Source organism: uncultured Sphingomonas sp., from assembly GCF_964244235.1.
In the GTDB taxonomy this organism is placed as follows: domain Bacteria; phylum Pseudomonadota; class Alphaproteobacteria; order Sphingomonadales; family Sphingomonadaceae; genus Sphingomonas.
In genome coordinates, this window is record NZ_CAXTII010000005.1 from 50,110 (window position 1) to 68,954 (window position 18,845).

Genomic DNA, 18,845 nt, shown 5'->3' on the forward strand with positions numbered 1-18,845 from the left:
GAATGGTCGTCAGCCTGTGCGAGCAATGAACGCCGTCACCCCGGGCTTGTCCGGCATGACGAAGTGGGTGTTCCGGTCGTGACGGCTTAATCCCTACCGCAACGGTCAGGCCGTCAGGCCGCCTTGCGAAGCGCCAGACGGCCCCAGATCTCGACCAGCGCGTCGGTAAGCTCGCGCATCATCGCGGGCGTATGCGTCGGGCCCGGCGTGAAGCGCAGCCGCTCGGTCCCGCGCGGCACGGTGGGGTAATTGATCGGCTGCACGTACACGCCGTATTCGGCGAGCAGGATGTCGCTGATCTTCTTCGCCTTGACGGGATCGCCGACCATGACCGGCACGATATGCGTCTCGCCCAGCATCACCGGCAGGCCAGCCTCGGACAGCATCGCCTTCAGCACCGTCGCGGACGCCTGCTGTTCCTCGCGCTCGACGCTCGACTGCTTCAGGTGCCGCACGCTCGCCAGCACGCCCGCGACCAGCACCGGCGACAGCGAGGTCGTGAAGATGAAGCCCGGCGCATAGCTGCGGATCACGTCGATGATCGTCCGGCTGGCGGCGATGTAACCGCCCATCACGCCGAACGCCTTCCCGAGCGTCCCCTCGATGATCGTCAGCCGCCCGGCGACGTCGTCGCGTTCGGAAATGCCGCCGCCGCGCACGCCGTACATGCCGACCGCATGGACCTCGTCGAGATAGGTCAGCGCATTGTACCGGTCCGCCAGATCACAGATCGCGGCGATCGGCGCGACATCGGCCTCCATCGAATAGACGCTCTCGAACGCGATCAGCTTTGGCGCGGCGGGATCGGCCTCCGCCAGCAGCGATTCGAGATGCGCCAGGTCGTTGTGGCGGAACACCCGCTTCTCGCAGCCCGAGTGGCGGATGCCCGCGATCATCGACGCATGGTTCAGCTCGTCGGAAAAGATGATGCAGCCGGGCAGGATCTTCGCGATCGTCGCCAGCGTCGCCTCGTTCGAGACATAGCCGCTGGTGAACAGCAATGCCGCTTCCTTGTCGTGCAGGTCGGCCAGTTCGGCCTCCAGATCGACATGATAATGCGTGTTGCCGCCGATGTTGCGCGTGCCGCCCGAGCCTGCGCCGACATCGTGCAGTGCCTCCTCCATCGCCGCGATCACCTTGGGATGCTGGGCCATCGCGAGATAGTCGTTCGAACACCACACCGTGATCGGCTTCGGCCCGTTATGCCCCGCGAAACAGCGTGCGTTGGGGAACGAGCCCTTGTTGCGCAGGATGTCGATGAAGACCCGGTAGCGCCCCTCCGCGTGCAGCCGGTCGATCGCCTGGGTGAAAACGCGGGAATAGTCCACGCGCACGCCGGAATGTTCGGAAGGCGCGCCGTCGCTCATAAGTCGTCGTTTACGCGGCGACCCGGTATTTTTCCAGTGCATTTATATCCATCGTCGCGATCGGACCGGGTCGATCACAGCGCCTCGATCCGAGCGAACCCGCGCGCCGCGAACGCGGGTGCCAGCGCCGCCTCGTCCGGACCGAGCCGGGTGAAGACCGCGACGCCCGGCTCGGGCTCGGACCAATCCTGTCCGGCCGTCAGTGCAGCGATCCGCCGCGCGATCCCCGCCGATCCGTCGACGAAGCGGACGCCCGCCGGCGCGGCGGCGGCAAGCGCGGCTTCGACCAGCGGGAAATGCGTGCAGGCGTTGACGATCACGTCGATCCGGTCGCCCCCCGGCTGATCGAACAATCCCGCCAATACCGCGGCATAGGCGGCGGGATCGACGGGGTGTCCGTGCAGCGCGGCCTCCGCCATCCCGACCAGCGCGGCGGAGCCGTGGCGCAACACCACGCAATCCGCGGCGAACCGCGCGGCGAGATCGTCGACATAGGCCTGCCGCACCGTCGCATCGGTGCCCAGCACGCCGATGACCCGCGTGACGGACACAGCCGCGGCGGGCCTGATCGCGGGCACCGTGCCCACGACCGGCACGTCGAGCGCCGCGCGGACCACCGGCAGCGCAATCGTGGACGCGGTGTTGCACGCGATCACGACCAGCCGCGGCCGGTATCGCTCGACCAGCCGCCCGAGCAAAGCCGGCACGCGCGCCGCGATCTCGGCCTCGCTTCGCGTGCCGTAGGGAAACCCCGCCGAGTCGGCCGCATAGACGAACCGCGCCGCGGGCAGCAGCGCACGCGTCGGCGCGACGACCGACAGGCCGCCAACGCCGGAGTCGAAGAACAGGATCGGGCGGTCGTCCGTCATACGGCCCGCATAGCCCGATCGCCCGGCGCGGCAAGGCGCTGATCGAGGTTGTTGGGTTTGCGCAACGGAACCGCTAAGGAGGAGAACCGGGGGGGGGCAAAGCTTGCATACCGAAATCCTGTGGACCGCACCGGCGATGGCGCTCGCGCTCGGCTATCTGCTCGGCGCGATCCCGTTCGGCGTGATCCTGACGCGGCTGGCAGGCGCGGGTGATCTTCGGACGATCGGATCGGGCAATATCGGCGCGACCAACGTGCTTCGCACCGGTCGCAAGGGGCTGGCGGCGGCGACCTTGCTGCTCGACATGCTGAAGGGGCTGGTCGCGGTGTTGCTGGTCGCGCGGCTGTTCGCTGGCGACGAGATGCTCGGAGCGGCGGGCGCGTTTCTCGGGCATTGCTATCCGGTCTGGCTTCGCTTTCGCGGCGGCAAGGGGGTGGCGACGCTGCTGGGAATCGCGCTTGCGCTCTATTGGCCGATCGGGCTCGTCTATGCGCTGATGTGGCTGGCGCTGCTGGCGGCACTCCGGATCTCGTCGCTGGCGGGGATGGTCGCGGCGGCGAGCACGCCGGTCAGCGCCGCGTTGCTCGGGCGGTTCGATATGGTGCTGCTCCTGATCGCGCTGGCGCTGCTGGTGGTTTGGAAGCACGGGCCCAATCTCGAACGCCTGCTGGCGGGCACGGAACCCCGCATCGGGCGCACGCGTGGCTGACGCCGCGGTCGCGCGGCTCCGTCTGATCCGGACGACGGGGGTCGGGCCGGTCACCTATCGGCAATTGCTCGCCCGGTTCGGCAGCGCGGACGCGGCGATCGACGCGCTGCCGATGCTGGCGGCGCGCGGCGGCGGTGGACGGTCGCCGGTCGTGCCGGACGAACGGGCGATCGCGCGCGAGATGGCGGCGACGGGGCGCGCCGGTGCGCGATATCTGTTTCTCGACGACGCCGATTATCCCGTGCTGCTGGCCGAGATCGAGAACGCGCCACCCGCGTTGATCGTCCGCGGCGACATCGCGCTGGCGAACGACCGCCCCTGCATCGCGCTGGTCGGCGCGCGCAACGCCTCCGCCGCCGCGTGCCGCTTCGCGCGCGAGATCGCGCATGATCTGGTGGCCGGCGGCGCGAGCGTGGTGTCGGGGCTGGCGCGCGGGATCGACACCGCGGCGCATCAGGGGTCGGTCGGCACCTCCGAACGCCCCGGCGCGACGATCGGCGTGATCGCCAGTGGGATCGACATCGCCTACCCGCCCGACAATGCCGATCTGCAGGACATGGTGGCGACGCGGGGATTGCTGGTCGCCGAGCAACCGCCCGGCATCGAACCGCGTGCGCGGCATTTCCCGTACCGCAACCGGATCATCGCCGGGCTGTCGCTCGGCACCGTGGTCGTCGAGGCGGTGCAGAAATCGGGCTCGCTCATCACCGCGCGGCTGGCGGGCGAGATGGGGCGCGAGGTGATGGCGGTCCCCGGCAGCCCGCTCGATCCGCGCGCGCAGGGCGGCAACATGCTGATCCGCGAGGGCGCGACGCTGGTGCAGTCGGCGGCGGACATCCTGGAACAGGTCCGCCCGATCGACGCGCGCGCGGTGCGATCGCCGGGTGCCCGCTTCGAAGGGCCACCGCCCGAGGACGCGAGTGATGCCGACCGCCGCCGTATCGTCGCGCTGCTCGGGCCGGTGCCCTGCGGCGTCGACGAGCTGATCCGCCAATCGGGTCTATCGCCCGCGATCTTGCAGATTGTGTTGCTGGAACTGGAACTTGCCGGCCGACTGACGCGGCATGCGGGTGGGCGGGTCAGTTTGGAATAGCAGCGATGTCTGAGTTTGGTGGCAAGAAGACAGTCGGCTTTTGGACGCTGCTTTGCTAAAACTGGCCGGGCTTCTGTGAGAGGAGATCAGCGGTAATCGACGACGATCTTGCCCTACTTCGCAACGATAGGTCCGCTGCGCGCGCGCTGGAGCTTGTCGCGGTCCTACACGTCATTCGACCGTTGGTCGCCGACCTGATGGCGACGTTCTGCTTCTACGCAGCCTATGCTGCTACCGGCAACGTGGGGATGGCGACCATTCTTGCCGCTGCCTTGGGCGTCGCCCAACTCGCTTGGGCTTTAGCGAGCGGACGGGCCGTGCCGCCGATTCAGTGGGCGAGTCTGGTCCTCGTCATCATAGTGGGCGGCATATCCCTAGTGACGGGCAACCCTCGCTACGTGCTGTACAAGGCGAGCATCATCTATCTGGTAATCGGCGTCGCCATGCTGCGATCCGGCTGGCTGCTTCGCTATCTTCCTGCCATCGCAGGAAAATACCTGTCAGTTCGCATGATCGTCGGCTTCGGGTACATGTGGTCGGCGCTTCTTGTCGGGACCGGCATGCTGAGCCTGATACTCATCCGGACGGAGCCTGCGCGCGTCGTCGCACTCGTTATGGGTGTCTGGGCACCCACCTCTAAGCTGGCCCTGCTGGGGAGCCAATATCTTGCCGGCCGGGCAATCGTTCGGCGGAAAATCATCGCCATCCTCCGCCATGCTGAGGCAGCCAGATCGCCAGCGGAATAGAATCGATCGAGAGGGGCCGATGCCGGAATGACCCGTCGAACGACTGCTACCGGGCGTCGCCGATGAGCCCGGCATCGGCCGGAAATTGGGCGCAAGCAGCCATTTGCGCTGTCCTACAAACCCCCTGCAATGCCATGCCCGTATCATGCGAGCCCAGGTCGATCATCCAACTGCCCGTTCTCCCGCTAACGCGAGCGTGGGGTTACACAGCACATCGCTTGTGGCCCCTGGGCCCCCGCTTTCGCGGGGGAACGTCCGGGACTTGCTCGAACGGCGTAAGTCCTTCTTTTCGCACGATGTGGAAAGTCGAATGGCACACCTCCACTTCCTCCACTTCCGATGGCGCTTGTCCGACTCGATCCACGCCCCACCCCGGCGAAGGCCGGGGCCCAGTTGCGGGACGATCGTGGCGGCGCGATGCACTCCGTTACCGTGACCTTTGCAACTGGGCCCCGGCCTTCGCCGGGGTGGGGATCGTTATCGACCGGTATCGTGGCTGTTCAAACGCTTTTCGAATTCGACACCCCCGATTCCGATGGGCACGTGGCGTCCACTTCGTCCACTTCCGAGCCTTCGTTATGGCGAACGCCCGTCGCGCCCCACCCCGCTTGACGCCCCGAAAACCCCACCCCACCCTCGCGCGTACACGTAAGGACGCCTCGAACCCCATGCAGCTTGTCATCGTCGAATCGCCCGCCAAGGCGAAAACCATCGAGAAATATCTGGGCAGCGATTACCGCGTGCTCGCCTCCTACGGCCATGTCCGCGACCTGCCGGCAAAGGACGGGTCGGTGAAGCCAGACGAGGGCTTCGCGATGGATTGGGAGAATTATGCTGACAAATCGAAGCAGCTGAAGGCGATCACCGATCTGGCGAAGACCGCCGACCGCCTGATCCTGGCGACCGATCCGGACCGCGAGGGCGAGGCGATCAGCTGGCACGTGCAGGAGGTCCTGCGGCTGCGCAAGGCGCTGCCCAGGGAAGTCGAGCGCGTCACCTTCAACGCGATCACCAAGGCGACGGTGACCGAGGCGATGAAGCATCCGCGCGAGCTGGATACCGACCTGATCGACGCGTACCGCGCCCGCCGGGCGCTCGATTACCTGGTCGGCTTCACGCTGTCGCCGGTCTTGTGGCGCAAGCTGCCGGGCGCGAAGTCCGCGGGCCGCGTCCAGTCCGTCGCGCTGCGCCTCGTCGTCCAGCGCGAGCGCGAGATCGAGGAATTCCGCGCCCAGGAATATTGGTCGGTGATCGCGAACCTGGAACAGGACGGTACGCCCTTCACCGCACGGCTGGTGCAGTGGGACGGCAAGAAGCTCGAGCGGCTGTCGATCGGCGGCGAGGGCGATGCGATGGCGGCGAAGACGGCGGTCGAGGAGGGGCGCTTCTCGGTCCAGAGCGTCGAGACCAAGCCCGCGACACGCAACCCGCCGCCACCCTTCACGACATCGACCTTGCAGCAGGAGGCGGCGCGCAAGCTCGGCTTCTCCGCCAGCCACACGATGCGGATCGCGCAAGGCCTCTACGAGGACGGCGCGATCACCTACATGCGCACCGACGGCGTGCAGATGGATTCGTCCGCCATCTCCGCCGCGCGCCTCGCCGTCGCGAACCGCTATGACGCGAGCTATGTCCCCGACAAGCCGCGGCAATATCAGACCAAGGCGAAGAACGCGCAGGAAGCGCATGAGGCGATCCGGCCCACCGACTTTTCCAAGGACAAGGTCGGCGGCGGCGATCATGCGCGGCTGTACGACCTGATCTTCAAGCGCGCGCTGGCCAGCCAGATGGCGTCGGCGCGGATGGAGCGCACCGTCGTCGAACTGGCGGAGGGCACCGGGCGACACGTGCTGCGCGCGACCGGGCAGGTGGTGCTCTTTCCGGGCTATCTGGCACTATACGAGGAAGGCAGCGACGATTCGGCGGATGAAGACTCGCGCCGCTTGCCGCGGATGCGCGAAGGCGATGCGCCCGCGAAGAAATCGGTCGAGGCGGAACAGCATTTCACCCAGCCGCCGCCGCGCTTCTCCGACGCCAGCCTCATCAAGCGGCTGGAGGAACTGGGGATCGGGCGGCCCTCGACCTATGCCTCGACGATCGACGTGCTGAAGGACCGCGGCTATGTCCGGCTGGAGAAGAACCGTTTCTTCGCGGAGGAGACCGGCCGACTGCTGACCGCGTTCCTCGAACGCTTCTTCGAGAAATACGTCTCCTACGATTTCACCGCGGGACTCGAGGACGAGCTGGACGACGTATCGGGCGGTCGCGCGCAGTGGCAGGCGGTGCTGGAGGCGTTCTGGCGGGACTTCAAGCCGCGCACGACCGAAGTGATGGAGCAGCAGCCGTCGGCGATCACCGCCGAACTGGACATCTTCCTCGAAAGCTATCTGTTTCCCGCCAGGGCGGACGGCGGCGATCCGCGGCTCTGCCCGAATTGCGGCGAGGGGCGCCTCGCGCTGCGTGGCGGCAAGTTCGGCGCGTTCGTGGCGTGTTCGAACTACCCGGACTGCAAATTCACCCGCCGCTTCGCGCAAGGCGGGGCGGCGGACGAGGATACCGGGCCGGAGACATTGGGCAACGATCCCGAGACCGGGCTGCCCGTGGAGCGCAAGGCGGGGCGGTTCGGGCCCTATATCCAGCTGGGCGAAGGCACGGAGGCGAAGCGCGCCTCTATCCCGAAGGACGTCGAACTCGATCTGGAGATCGCACTCAAGCTGCTCGCGCTGCCGCGGACGATCGGGAACCATCCGGAAAGCGGCAACCCGATCACCGCGGCGATCGGTCGCTACGGCCCCTATCTGGTGCACGACGGCAAATATGCGCGGCTGGCCTCCACCGCCGAAGTGTTCGAGACGGGGATGAACGCCGCAGTCGTGAAGCTGGCGGAGGCAGCGGCGAATGGCGGGCGACCGGCACGGGGCGCGCCGCGCGCACCCTTACGCGAACTCGGCAAGCATCCGCGCACCGAGGCGGAGATCAAGCTGATGGAGGGGCGTTACGGCGCTTACGTCACCGACGGCGAGACGAACGCCACGCTGCCCAAGTCGATCGAGGCGCATCGGCTGACATTGGAGGAAGCTGCTTCGCTGATCGACGTGCGCGCGGCTGCGGCACCGGTCAAGAAGGGGAAGAAAGCGGCACCGAAAAAGGCACCGGCTAGGAAGGTCGTCAAAAAACTGAAGGAATAGCCGCCTGAGCGAACTGGAATGTTCAGACGTTCTCCTGCGAAAGCAGCAGCCCGGGGTCGCACAGGTTACCGCTTGTGGCCCCTGGGCCCCCGCGTTCGCGGGGGAACAACCGGTATTCCGGACCGGGGGCGGGAAATCAGGCGGCGCGGGCGCGAGTCGTGCCGAGCCACGCGCGAGCGGCGGCCTGCGCGGTGGCGATCTCGCGCGCGGTCATGTCTTCGGCCACGTCGGCGCGCGCATCCTGCGCCGCGTCGATGCCGCCGACTGCCGCCAAGTTGAACCATTTATGTGCCTCGATCAGGTCGATCGCGACTCCGCGCGTGCCCGTCGAATAACAGACCCCCAGATCGTACAGCGCATCGCTGTTGCCGCACGCCGCATCGGCGATCCGGCTGTCGATCAGAAACTGCGCGCTCTTCATTGCATTGCCCATCGTGAAAGCCCCCTTTTTGGCCCTGAAGGAAGCTTGCACCGATTCGCGTCACCAGATGGTTAACGCGTGCTAACCCTGTTCGGGTGGCTCGATCGCGATGTTGTCGATGAGGCGCGTGGTACCGATCCGGGCGGCAACGAGCAGCCTGCGCGGCCGATCGGCGGCCGGTTCCGCGGCCAGCGTTTCGGCATCCGCAAGCGCCAGATAGTCGACCGCAAACCCGGCGGCGATCAACGCGGCATGCGCCGCAGCGACGGCATCCGCGGGATCGTCGCCGCGAGCGATACCGCGCGCCGCCACGCCGAGTGCACGCGGCAGAGCCACGGCTTTCGTCCGCTCGTCCTCGTCGAGATAGATGTTGCGCGACGACAGCGCGAGGCCGTCATCGTCGCGCTGCGTCGGCACGCCGACGATCTGAACCGCGAAGTCGAGGTCCAGGACCATCCGGCGAACGACCGCGAGCTGCTGGAAATCCTTCTCCCCGAAATAGGCGTGGTCGGGGGCGACCTGGTTGAACAGCTTGGCGACGACGGTCGCGACCCCGTCGAAATGGCCGGGTCGCGCGGCCCCGTCGAAGCCGTCGCTGACCCCCGTCACGCCGATATTGGTCGCGAAGCCCTGCGGATACATCGCCTCGACCGGGGGCAGCCAGACGAGGTCGCAACCCGTCTCGGTCAGCATTTTCAAGTCCGCCATCTCGCGCCGGGGATAGTGCGACAGATCCTCGTTCGCACCGAACTGCCTCGGGTTCACGAAGATCGATGCCACGACTTTGGTGCCGGGTCGCTTCGCCGCCTCGACCAGCGCAACATGACCGGCGTGCAGTGCACCCATCGTGGGAACCAGCGCGACGCTCGCGCCGTCGCTGCGCAGCGTCGCAACCGCGGTGCGCAAGGTGGCAAGTTCCCGAACGATATCCATGACGTGATTTTACCCCTCGTTACCCGAGGCGTCGGCTTCTATGATCGACGCTTCCGCCGATCAACAAGGGATGCGAGGCTTTGCCCCAGGGGCCAGAGAATACCCACGTCATCGTATTCGCCAACGAAAAGGGCGGAACGGGCAAATCGACCACCGCGGTCCATGTCGCGATCGCGCTGGCCGCGAAGGGCGCGCGCGTCGCGGTGCTCGATCTCGACCACCGCCAACGCACGGTCGGGCGCTATCTCGACAACCGTACCGCGACGATCGAGCGCACGGGCTCGGACTTGCCAATGCCCTTCCACGCGACGCTCGACCGCCAGACCGAAGCGCAGTTCGAGACCTTATGGGCCGAACTGCTCCAGGATGCAGACTATCTCGTCGTCGATACGCCGGGCCGCGACGATCCCTTCGCACGCACCGCCGCAACCCTGTCGGACACGCTGGTCACGCCGATGAACGACAGCTTCGTCGACTTCGACCTGATCGGGCAGGTTCATCCCGAGACGTTCCAGGTGACCCGCCCCAGCTTCTATTCCGAACTGATCTGGGATGCGCGCAAGCAGCGCGCGCGGCATGACGGGACGACGATCGACTGGGTCGTGCTTCGCAACCGCCTGCAATATGTCGAGGCGCGCAACATGCGACGGGTATCAGATGCGCTGGCGCAGCTGTCGAAGCGGGTCGGATTCCGTGTCATTCCGGGACTCGGCGAGCGCGTGATCTATCGCGAGCTATTTCCAAGCGGACTGACGATGATCGACTCCAAGGCGTTCGGCTCGATGGGCCTGTCGCATGTCGCCGCGCGGCAGGAGCTGCGCGAGATGATGGCGGCATTGCAACTGCCCGAACGGAACCAACAGCCCGGGCTACCGGGGGTAGCAGCTTGAAATACATCGTCGCGCTCGTCCTCATCTGGGCGGCGTGGACCTGGTTCAAGCGTCCCGCTGCCAAGCCGGGTGTCGCGGTACCGAACGATGCCGAGGCGCGCGCAGTCCTTGGCGTCGGACCCGACGCGGATGAAGATGCTATCCGCGCAGCGCATCGCCGGCTGGTTGCGGGCGTTCATCCCGATCGCGGGGGTTCGGCGGAGCTGGCGCGGCGGGTGAATGCGGCGCGCGACGTCCTGCTGACGCGCCCGCGTTAGGTGGCCCACGTCTTTCACCCCGGCATCCTGCGCGAATATGATATTCGCGGCGTGGTCGGTCGGACCCTCGGCGAGACGGATGCCCACGCACTGGGCCGCGGTTTCGCAACGCGGGTCCGGCGCTTAGGCGGCACGCGGGTCGCGGTCGGCTATGACGGGCGGCTGTCCTCGCCAATGCTGGAGGCGGCTCTGGTGGCGGGATTGCGCGCGGGCGGCGTCGATGTCGTCCGGATCGGCCTGGGCCCGAGCCCGATGCTGTATTTCGCCGAGGCCACGCTAGAGGTGGATGGTGCGGTACAAGTAACCGGCAGCCATAATCCCGGCGACCACAACGGCTTCAAGATGGTGCTTCAGCATCGCGCGTTCTTCGGTGACGATATCCAGGACATTGCGGCACTGGCCGCCACGGGCGACTGGACCGAGGGTGCCGGCAGCGTTGCGGAGACCGATGTCCTCGGCAGCTACGTCGCGCGCCTCGCCGAGGGAGCGATCGGCGCGTACCGGATCGGCTGGGACTGCGGCAACGGCGCGGCCGGCCCGGTCATCGAGCAGCTGGTAAAGCTGTTGCCGGGTGAGCATCACCTGCTCTTCACCCAGGTCGATGGCAATTTTCCCAATCATCATCCCGATCCCAGCGTGGAAGCGAACCTTAGCGACCTGAAACGCCTGGTCGCGGAAAAACGGCTCGATTTCGGACTGGCCTTCGACGGCGACGGCGACCGGATCGGCGCGGTGGACGCGCTGGGCCGCGTCGTGTGGGGCGACCAGATCCTGGCGGTGCTGGCCGAACCGGTACTTCGCGCGCATCCCCGTGCCACCGTGATCGCGGATGTCAAGGCCAGCCGGCATTTGTTCGAACGGATCGCGGAACTCGGCGGCAAGCCGGTCATGACCCGCACCGGGCACAGCGTCATCAAGTCCGAAATGGCGCAAACGGGCGCGCCGTTGGCGGGCGAGATGTCGGGGCACATCTTCTTCGCGGACGATTATTATGGCTATGACGACGCGGCCTATGCCGCCGTGCGGCTGATCCGGGCTATCCATGAATCGGGGCGGTCGCTGGCCCAACTGAAGACTGCGATGCCAGCGGTCGTCGATCTGCCCGAGCGGCGGCTGCCGGTGGACGAGGCGCGCAAGATCGCAATCGTCGGCGAGGTGCTCGAGCGGCTGACGGCAGCGGGCGCGGATCTCAACCCGACGGACGGCGCGCGGGTGACGACACCCGATGGCTGGTGGCTGCTGCGCGCGTCGAATACGGAGGCGGCGCTGACGATCCGGGCCGAGGCGGACGACGATGCGGGGTTGGCGCGACTGGTCGCGGCGATCGATGCGCACCTGATCGCGAGCGGAGTCGTGCCGATCGGCTCGCTTTTCAGCTGACGATGCCCACATAACCCCCCATGCCACCGCCGCAACTCCAGATCGTCCGCGTCATCGACCTCGAAACCACGGGAAGCGCACCCCCCGCGCACGGCGTGTGCGAAATCGGCTGGCAGGACGTCGCTCTCGGCACGAACGGGCGCTGGGAACTGCACGGCGAGGGCGGCAACATCCTCGTCAATCCCGGCCGGCGGATTCCGCCGGTGACCATGGCGATCCATCATATCCGCGACGAGGATGTAGCCGACGCGCGCTGGTGGCACGACGTCGCGCGGCCGGTGCTCGATCCCTATCCGCGCCGCATCGCGCTGGCGGCGCATCGTGCGGAATTCGAGCAGCAATTCTGCAGTCCGACGCTCACTCACGGTGCGGAATGGATCTGCACCTGGAAGTGCGCGCTTCGGCTCTGGCCCGACTCGCCGAGCTTTTCGAACCAGGTGCTTCGCTATTGGCGCGACCCGGCGGGCTTGGATCATGAGCGCGGGCTGCCCGCGCACCGGGCCTTTCCGGATGCCTATGTCACGGCGTTCCACCTGCGCGATATGCTGAACGAGGCGAGTGTCGCGCAGCTGATCGACTGGTCGCGTACCCCCGGACTGCTGCCCCGCGTCCGCTATGGTCCCGATCGCGGCAAGGACTGGCGCGAGATCGGGCATGAATCGCTGATGGGGTTCCTGACCGATCGCGACCCCGATGTCCGCTTTACCGCGCAGGCGGAGATGGACCGCCGCCGCGACGGCAGCCCGGTCGGCCGGGCGACTGCGCAGGAACTGCTGCTCTGACGGCCTATGGTTTGCGGAATTTATAGATGAACTGGTCAGTGTGTCCGCGGATCGATGGATCGAACACCGATTTGCCGTGATCGTCCGCCGGGTTGCGCAGCGCGGGCGATGCGCCGACGAAGCGGAAGCCGACCGACTGGATCTGACGCTTCACGAAGTCGGGATCGATCCTATGCTTGTCCTGCGTGCCTGCCAGCGCGGTGCCGGGCACATCGGCATGATCGACCACCAGATACGTCCCGCCCGATTTCAGCATCCTGAACACCGCACCGTCGAACGCGCGCAGCGCGGGTTCGCCGGTGCCGTTGCGCGGAATGTCGTGATAATTCTCGACCGTCCAGAACAGGTCGACAGGCACCGACGCGCTTGGCAGATTGGTCGGATTGGCGACATAGCCGACATTCGCGCGTTTCCATTTCAGCAGCGTATCAGGTAGCGCCTTCGCCGAACGATCGCCCGGCTTCACCCCCGAAACGCCAGCGCCTGCGCGGCCATTCGACGATCGTCGTCGGTCGCCTGATCGGCACGCGCCGGGTCGGCGAGCGCGGTCGCAGTCGCGGTCGCGGTCGCGGCACCGGCATCGGTCCGAGGGATCTGCGCGGCAAGCCCACCCGCGGTCACGATCGCAAGCGTGGCGAACAGGGCGTGGCGGATCATCGATCGTCTCCCGATGGGTCTATCGGCAACCCGTCGCACGCCGGTCGACGGATCGCCAGCACTGGCGGCGGCGATCAGCCGGTCCGGCGCTTGGCGCGGTAGACATGGCCGTCGGCAACCCGGATCAGCGCGTCGACGTCGATCGACCCGTCCACCGTCGAGGCGACGCCGACGCTCGCGCTGATCGTCAGCGTCAACCCGGCGGCGACGAACGGCCGCGCCATCGCGCGTTCGATCCGGCGCCGGATCAGCACGATCGCGGCGTCATCGGCGCGTTCGGCGATCAGCGCGAATTCGTCGCCGCCCAGCCGGACGACGCGGCCCTTGCCCAAGCCCTTCAGCCGGCGCACCACCTCGACCAGCACCGCGTCGCCGACCGCATGGCCATGACGATCGTTGATCGCCTTGAAGCCGTCGAGGTCGATCACCGCGACGCCCAGCAACGCATGGCTGCCGGGTGCGAACCGCCGCGGCAACCCGCGCCGGTTCAGTGCACCGGTCAGCGGATCGGTGATGGCGTTCGCTTCCGCACGGGCCAGCCGCTCGCGCTGATCGGTCACATCGGCGATGACGCCGACGATCTCGCGCAGTTCCCCCGCCGGCCCATACACGACGGTACGGTCGCTTCGGACCCAGCGAAGACCCCGAGCGGTCCTGATCCGATATTCCCCCGACGATCGTTCGCTACCCGGCAGCAACAGTGTCGACAGGTCAGTCTGGGCGTGGTCCTCGGGCAGGATGCGTTCGATATAATCGGCGAGCGATGCGTCCGGAGACACGCCGACATAGGCGGCCAGCTGCGTCGAAAGAGCGAAGCAACCCGTGCCGGTATCGATCCGCCAATAGCCGCCGCTGATGGCGTCCATCGCCCGCGACAATGTCGCGTTACGATCGCGAAGTGCGCGTTCGGCACGGTGGCGATCGCTGATATCGTCCACCTGCGTCAGGCAATGCAGCGGCCGGCCATCGGCATCGCGCACGATCCATACCGCCAGCCTGACGTGTACGGTGCCGCCGTCGGCGTGACGATAGCGTTTTTCCAGTCGATATCCGCCGGTCCGGTCGATCATCGCCGAGTCGAACTGCGCCAGGCTGACCGCGACATCGTCGGGATGCGTCAGATCGGCGAAGTGACGGCCGATCAGATCGGCCTCGTCGTGTCCCAGCATCGTCGCCATGGCCAGGTTCAGCCGATGGAGGCGACCTTGTGGCGTTATCAGCGTCATGCCGATCGGTGCCGTGCCGAACGCGGTATCGAACAGCGCCTGGCTTTCGGCGAGCCGGGCGCGCAAATCCTTTCGCACGCCGGGCAACGACACCATGCTGACGACGCCGCGAATTTGCCCGTCGCCGCCGCGATCGGGAATGTAGCTGCCCTGCACCATCGTCTGGCCGGTGCCGACATCCACCGTTTCCTCGAAATCGATTCGCTCGCCTGCCAGGGCCCGGGTGAGCCGGACCTCGATCATCGGCCATGTCTTCGGTGCGATCAGCGTGGATAATGGCCGCCCGACGATATCCGCCACGGACCGCCCGAACCATTCGCGGTGACGTGCATTGGCATACCGGCACACGAGGTCCGGCGTAACGTAGGAGACGATCCCCGGCAGCAGATCGAGCATCTGGAACGCGCAGACGTCATGCCGTCCGGCGTCCGCCGCCCGAATGAGGCTTTCCATTCCCATTGGGCCTGTCTAGCCGAGGTTCGTAAACGACGCGTTGCCGACGCACGGTTATCGCCTGTTCCCGGCGAACCGTTATGCGATACGGTGCCTTCGCCCAGAAGCGATAGACGTCAAACGTCCAGGTTCGCCACGTTCAGCGCGTTTTCCTGGATAAATTCTCGCCTCGGTTCAACGACTTCGCCCATCAGGCGCGAGAATACGTCGTCTGCGGCCGCGGTCTCCTCGGCGGTCACGCGCAGCATCGTGCGGACCGCGGGGTCGAGCGTGGTTTCCCAGAGCTGTTCCGCATTCATCTCGCCTAGTCCTTTATAGCGCTGGATCGAAAGGCCCTTGCGGCCGGCGATCAGGATCGCGTCGAGCAGCTGGCTCGGCCGCGCGACGCGGGTCTGGCCGCGTGCCAGCGTCGTCGTCGCGCCCTGCTCGTCGGTCATCGGCGCGTCGTTCGCATCCGCCGGCGTCTCCTCCTGCGCGGCCGCCCCGCGCATCGGCACCAGCTTGGCAGCATGTTCGAAACTCGCCGCCTGTTCCGCCGCCAGCGTATGCAGCTTGCGCGCCTCCGCCGAGCCCAGGAACGTCGCCTCGACGATATGGTGATCGGTCACGCCGCGCCACAGCCGTTCGAAATGGACGCCGCCATCCTCGGTCAGCCGCGCCGACCAGCGCGCATCGCCCGCTTCGCCGACATCGCCCGCGTCGAGCCGGCGCGTGACCTCCGACACCGTCGCCGCGCGCTGGTCGCGCGTCAGGACCGGATCGAGCGCGCCGCCGAGCGCCAGTACCTCGATGATCGACGCGTCGTAACGTCGCGGCACATATCGCATCACCGAACGCATCCGCCGGGCATGGTCGATCAGGCTCTTGAGGTCGGGACCAGACCGCGCCCCGCCGCTCGTCTCGAGCACCATCGCCCCGACCCCCGCATCGACCAGATATTCGTCGAGTGCGGCATCATCCTTCAGATAAACCTCGGACCGGCCCCTGGTGGCCTTGTACAGCGGCGGCTGCGCGATGAAGAGATGCCCGCGCGTGATGATTTCGGGCATCTGCCGATAGAAGAACGTCAGCAGCAACGTCCGGATATGCGCGCCGTCGACGTCCGCGTCGGTCATGATGACGATCTTGTGATAGCGCAATTTGTCCGCGTTGAAATCGTCGCGGCCGATGCCGGTGCCCATCGCCTGAATGAGCGTCCCGATCTCGCGCGAGGAGATCATCCGGTCGAACCGGGCGCGTTCGGTGTTCAATATCTTGCCACGCAGAGGCAGGATCGCCTGAAAATGCCGGTCGCGGCCCTGCTTGGCCGAGCCGCCGGCGGAGTCGCCCTCGACCAGGAACAGTTCGGATTTGGCGGGATCCTTCTCCTGGCAATCGGCGAGCTTGCCGGGCAGCGAGGCGATGTCCAGCGCGCCCTTGCGCCGGGTCAGTTCGCGCGCCTTCTTCGCAGCCTCGCGCGCCGCGGCGGCATCGATGACCTTGCCGACGATCGAGCGGCCATGGACGGGGTTTTCCTCGAGCCATTCCGCCAGCTTGTCCGCCATCAGGCTTTCGAGCGGCTGGCGCACTTCGGACGAGACCAGCTTGTCCTTGGTCTGCGACGAGAATTTCGGATCGGGCAGCTTCACCGAGACGATCGCGGTCAGCCCCTCGCGCATGTCGTCGCCGGTCGGCGTAACCTTCTCCTTCTTGAGCAGCCCCGACTTCTCGGCATAATTGTTGAGCGTCCGGGTCAGCGCGGCGCGGAACGCCGCCATATGCGTGCCGCCGTCGCGCTGCGGGATGTTGTTGGTGAAGGCGAGGACGTTCTCGTAATAGCTGTCGTTCCATTCCAGCGCGACGTCGATGCCGACATCGTCGCGCTGTCCATGGATCGCGATCGGATCGGGGAACAGGGGCGACTTGGTCCGGTCGAGGTAGCGGACGAACGCGGCGATCCCGCCCTCGTAATACAGCTCCACCGTCTTCGGGTCCTCGTGGCGCGCATCGGTCAGGAACAGCCGCACGCCCGAGTTCAGGAAGGCCAGTTCGCGGTAGCGGTGCTCGAGCTTGTCGAAATCGAACTCGGTGATCTTGAACGTGGCGGGCGACGGGAAGAACGTTACCTTCGTACCCTTGCGGCCGTTCGAGGGGCCGACGATCTTCAAGGGCGCGACCGCGTCGCCGAACGCGAAGCGCATGTAGTTTTCTTCACCGTCGCGCCAGATCGTCAGATCGAGCCATTCGCTGAGCGCGTTGACCACCGACACGCCGACGCCGTGCAACCCGCCCGAGACCTTGTAGGCATTGTCGTCGGACGTGTTCTCGAACTTCCCGCCCGCGTGGAGCTGAGTCATGATGACCTCGGCCGCGGAAACCCCCTCTTCGGGATGGATGCCGGTCGGGATGCCGCGGCCGTTATCGGTCACGCTGACCGATCCGTCCGCGTTCAGCTGGATGTCGATCCGGTCGCAATGCCCCGCCAGCGCCTCGTCGATCGCATTGTCGCTGACCTCGAATACCATGTGATGCAGACCCGACCCGTCGTCGGTATCGCCGATATACATGCCCGGCCGTTTGCGCACCGCGTCCAGCCCCTTCAGCACCTTGATAGAGGAGGCACCGTAATCGTTCTTGTTGGGGTTTTCGGCGGAGTCTGGCGCGGCGTGCCGGCCGGCGTCTTCGGGTGTGTCGTTCATGGACAGCATATAGGCACGACGGGCCCGAAACGGAAGCGAAATGGCCGCGCGGTCGCCCCCCGCCACCCGGAAGTGGAGGAAGTGGAGGACTGCCATCGCGCCTCCACTTGCTCGAGTCGCGGGATCGGAAGTGGACGAACCACACGCTGCGTCGGCGTCGGAAACACCCCCGCGCAATGACACCGGGAAGCAATTGGACGAAGACGGGGCGAGGGATCGGGACATGGCGTGGGGGTAAGCCGAAACGCGCCCTGTAGGACAGCCTGTCCGCCGTTACGCCAGCCTCATGCCGGCATCCAGGGCCGCAGGCGCATCGCCCGCGGCCCTGGATGCCGGCACGAGCCCGGCATGACAAGGATTAGAACCGGTCCGCCCGCTGCCCCAGCAAGGTCACTTCGACCCGTCGGTTCAGTCGCTGGCCCTCGCTCGTCGCATTCGACGCGACCGGATCGCGCTCGCCATGCCCGTCCACCGCGAAGCGCGCTCGCGTCACCCCCATCGCGTCGAACGCGCTCTGCACGCTGGCGGCGCGGCGTTCGGACAGCGCCTGGTTGTGCGCGTCCGACCCACGCGCATCGGTATAGCCGTCGATCGCGACGCGCGTCCCCGGATTGGCGCGCAGATAGCCGGCGAGCGGCCGCAACCGGTCGATCGCGCCGGGGCGCAGCACGTCGCTGTCGGTCTGGAACAGCACGTCGCCCGAAAGCGTCATCGCCGCGCCGCGCGGGGTCTGGCGAAAGCCATAGCCGCGCATCGCGCCGCGATCATAGGTCGTGCTCTGTTCGACGACGACGACACGGTCGGGGCGCGGGCCGCGTCCGTCGCGATCGGGTCCTGGCCCATCACCGCGATCGTGCGCGTCCCAATCGAACCGATCGCGACGATCGCCCGCGAAGCGTTCGAACGCGCGGTTGGCGGCATCCGCCTCGCGCGGGTCGATCCGGCCGTCATGGTCGAAATCGAAATTGCGCATCACGAACGCGCGACCGCGGCCGGTTTCGCGCAGCGGCGCATCGAGCATCGGCACGCCCGCGCCGAACAGCCGGTATTCGGGACCGTCGGGACGGCCGCCGCCGAAATCGAACCGGTCCTGCGCGACCGCGGGCATCGCCGCGACGCCGGTGGCGGCGACGAGCGCGGCCAGGATGATCTTGGTCTTCATGTCTTTCTCTCCCGTGGCCCCCGCCATGACCCGG

17 protein-coding genes are annotated in these 18,845 nt (G+C 66.9%); 8 read left to right on the forward strand and 9 right to left on the reverse strand.

Going from position 1 to position 18,845, the window contains the following annotated elements; all coding sequences use genetic code 11:
* Window positions 1-113: 113 nt before the first annotated feature.
* Both hemA and murI read right to left on the reverse strand, forming a co-directional pair.
* On the reverse strand, window positions 114-1,367 hold the full coding sequence (gene hemA, locus ACFE7D_RS02020) for a 5-aminolevulinate synthase (protein ID WP_375393755.1): 1,254 nt from the start codon (window positions 1,365-1,367) through the stop codon (window positions 114-116).
* Between the two features lie 74 nt (window positions 1,368-1,441).
* Window positions 1,442-2,236 (reverse strand): glutamate racemase, encoded by a 795-nt coding sequence (gene murI / locus ACFE7D_RS02025; protein ID WP_375393756.1) that lies wholly within the window; start codon window positions 2,234-2,236, stop codon window positions 1,442-1,444.
* A gap of 103 nt (window positions 2,237-2,339) precedes the next feature.
* On the opposite strand from murI, the gene plsY reads away from it, so the two are divergent.
* The 4 genes from plsY (at window position 2,340) to topA (ending at window position 7,972) form a co-directional block, all read left to right on the forward strand.
* Complete coding sequence (gene plsY / locus ACFE7D_RS02030; protein ID WP_375393757.1) at window positions 2,340-2,945, forward strand: glycerol-3-phosphate 1-O-acyltransferase PlsY; 606 nt, start codon at window positions 2,340-2,342, stop codon at window positions 2,943-2,945.
* Entirely contained in the window at window positions 2,938-4,038 is a 1,101-nt protein-coding gene (gene dprA, locus ACFE7D_RS02035) for a DNA-processing protein DprA (RefSeq protein ID WP_375393758.1), read from the forward strand. The genes plsY and dprA overlap by 8 nt, the downstream gene beginning before the upstream one ends.
* Before the next feature lie 182 nt (window positions 4,039-4,220).
* Window positions 4,221-4,784 carry a septation protein IspZ gene (locus ACFE7D_RS02040; RefSeq protein ID WP_375393759.1) on the forward strand — a complete coding sequence of 188 codons (564 nt, stop codon included), beginning with the start codon at window positions 4,221-4,223 and terminating at the stop codon, window positions 4,782-4,784.
* A gap of 668 nt (window positions 4,785-5,452) precedes the next feature.
* Window positions 5,453-7,972 carry a type I DNA topoisomerase gene (gene topA / locus ACFE7D_RS02045; protein WP_375393760.1) on the forward strand — a complete coding sequence of 840 codons (2,520 nt, stop codon included), beginning with the start codon at window positions 5,453-5,455 and terminating at the stop codon, window positions 7,970-7,972.
* A gap of 136 nt (window positions 7,973-8,108) precedes the next feature.
* On the opposite strand, the gene ACFE7D_RS02050 is transcribed toward topA, so the two are convergent.
* Entirely contained in the window at window positions 8,109-8,405 is a 297-nt protein-coding gene (locus ACFE7D_RS02050; protein ID WP_375393761.1) for a hypothetical protein, read from the reverse strand.
* A gap of 69 nt (window positions 8,406-8,474) precedes the next feature.
* Window positions 8,475-9,326, reverse strand: coding sequence for a pantoate--beta-alanine ligase (gene panC, locus ACFE7D_RS02055; RefSeq protein ID WP_375393762.1), 852 nt, complete (start codon window positions 9,324-9,326; stop codon window positions 8,475-8,477).
* An 80-nt stretch (window positions 9,327-9,406) separates the two neighbouring features.
* On the opposite strand from panC, the gene ACFE7D_RS02060 reads away from it, so the two are divergent.
* The 4 genes from ACFE7D_RS02060 to ACFE7D_RS02075 are packed head-to-tail and all read left to right on the forward strand — an operon-like array spanning window position 9,407 to window position 12,635.
* On the forward strand, window positions 9,407-10,216 hold the full coding sequence (locus ACFE7D_RS02060) for a division plane positioning ATPase MipZ (protein ID WP_375393763.1): 810 nt from the start codon (window positions 9,407-9,409) through the stop codon (window positions 10,214-10,216).
* Window positions 10,213-10,473: a J domain-containing protein gene (locus tag ACFE7D_RS02065; RefSeq protein ID WP_375393764.1), complete on the forward strand. Its 261-nt coding sequence runs from the start codon at window positions 10,213-10,215 to the stop codon at window positions 10,471-10,473. Before ACFE7D_RS02060 ends, ACFE7D_RS02065 begins: the two co-directional genes overlap by 4 nt.
* Window positions 10,474-11,853 (forward strand): phosphoglucomutase/phosphomannomutase PgmG, encoded by a 1,380-nt coding sequence (gene pgmG, locus ACFE7D_RS02070; protein WP_375393765.1) that lies wholly within the window; start codon window positions 10,474-10,476, stop codon window positions 11,851-11,853.
* A gap of 20 nt (window positions 11,854-11,873) precedes the next feature.
* Window positions 11,874-12,635: an exonuclease domain-containing protein gene (locus ACFE7D_RS02075; protein WP_375393766.1), complete on the forward strand. Its 762-nt coding sequence runs from the start codon at window positions 11,874-11,876 to the stop codon at window positions 12,633-12,635.
* A 4-nt stretch (window positions 12,636-12,639) separates the two neighbouring features.
* Here ACFE7D_RS02075 and ACFE7D_RS02080 read toward each other — a convergent pair whose 3' ends face one another.
* From ACFE7D_RS02080 to ACFE7D_RS02100, 5 genes are all read right to left on the reverse strand, one after another.
* A complete protein-coding gene (locus ACFE7D_RS02080) occupies window positions 12,640-13,101 on the reverse strand; it encodes a hypothetical protein (protein ID WP_375393767.1) in 462 nt (153 codons plus the stop codon).
* Window positions 13,098-13,292, reverse strand: coding sequence for a hypothetical protein (locus ACFE7D_RS02085; RefSeq protein ID WP_375393768.1), 195 nt, complete (start codon window positions 13,290-13,292; stop codon window positions 13,098-13,100). Before ACFE7D_RS02085 ends, ACFE7D_RS02080 begins: the two co-directional genes overlap by 4 nt.
* Window positions 13,293-13,366: 74 nt before the next feature.
* Window positions 13,367-14,971, reverse strand: a complete 1,605-nt coding sequence (locus ACFE7D_RS02090; protein ID WP_375393769.1) for a PAS domain S-box protein — start codon at window positions 14,969-14,971, stop codon at window positions 13,367-13,369.
* Window positions 14,972-15,087: 116 nt separating this feature from the next.
* Entirely contained in the window at window positions 15,088-17,649 is a 2,562-nt protein-coding gene (gyrB, locus tag ACFE7D_RS02095; protein ID WP_375393770.1) for a DNA topoisomerase (ATP-hydrolyzing) subunit B, read from the reverse strand.
* Between the two features lie 358 nt (window positions 17,650-18,007).
* Window positions 18,008-18,838, reverse strand: coding sequence for an OmpA family protein (locus ACFE7D_RS02100; protein WP_375393773.1), 831 nt, complete (start codon window positions 18,836-18,838; stop codon window positions 18,008-18,010).
* Window positions 18,839-18,845 lie beyond the last annotated feature (7 nt).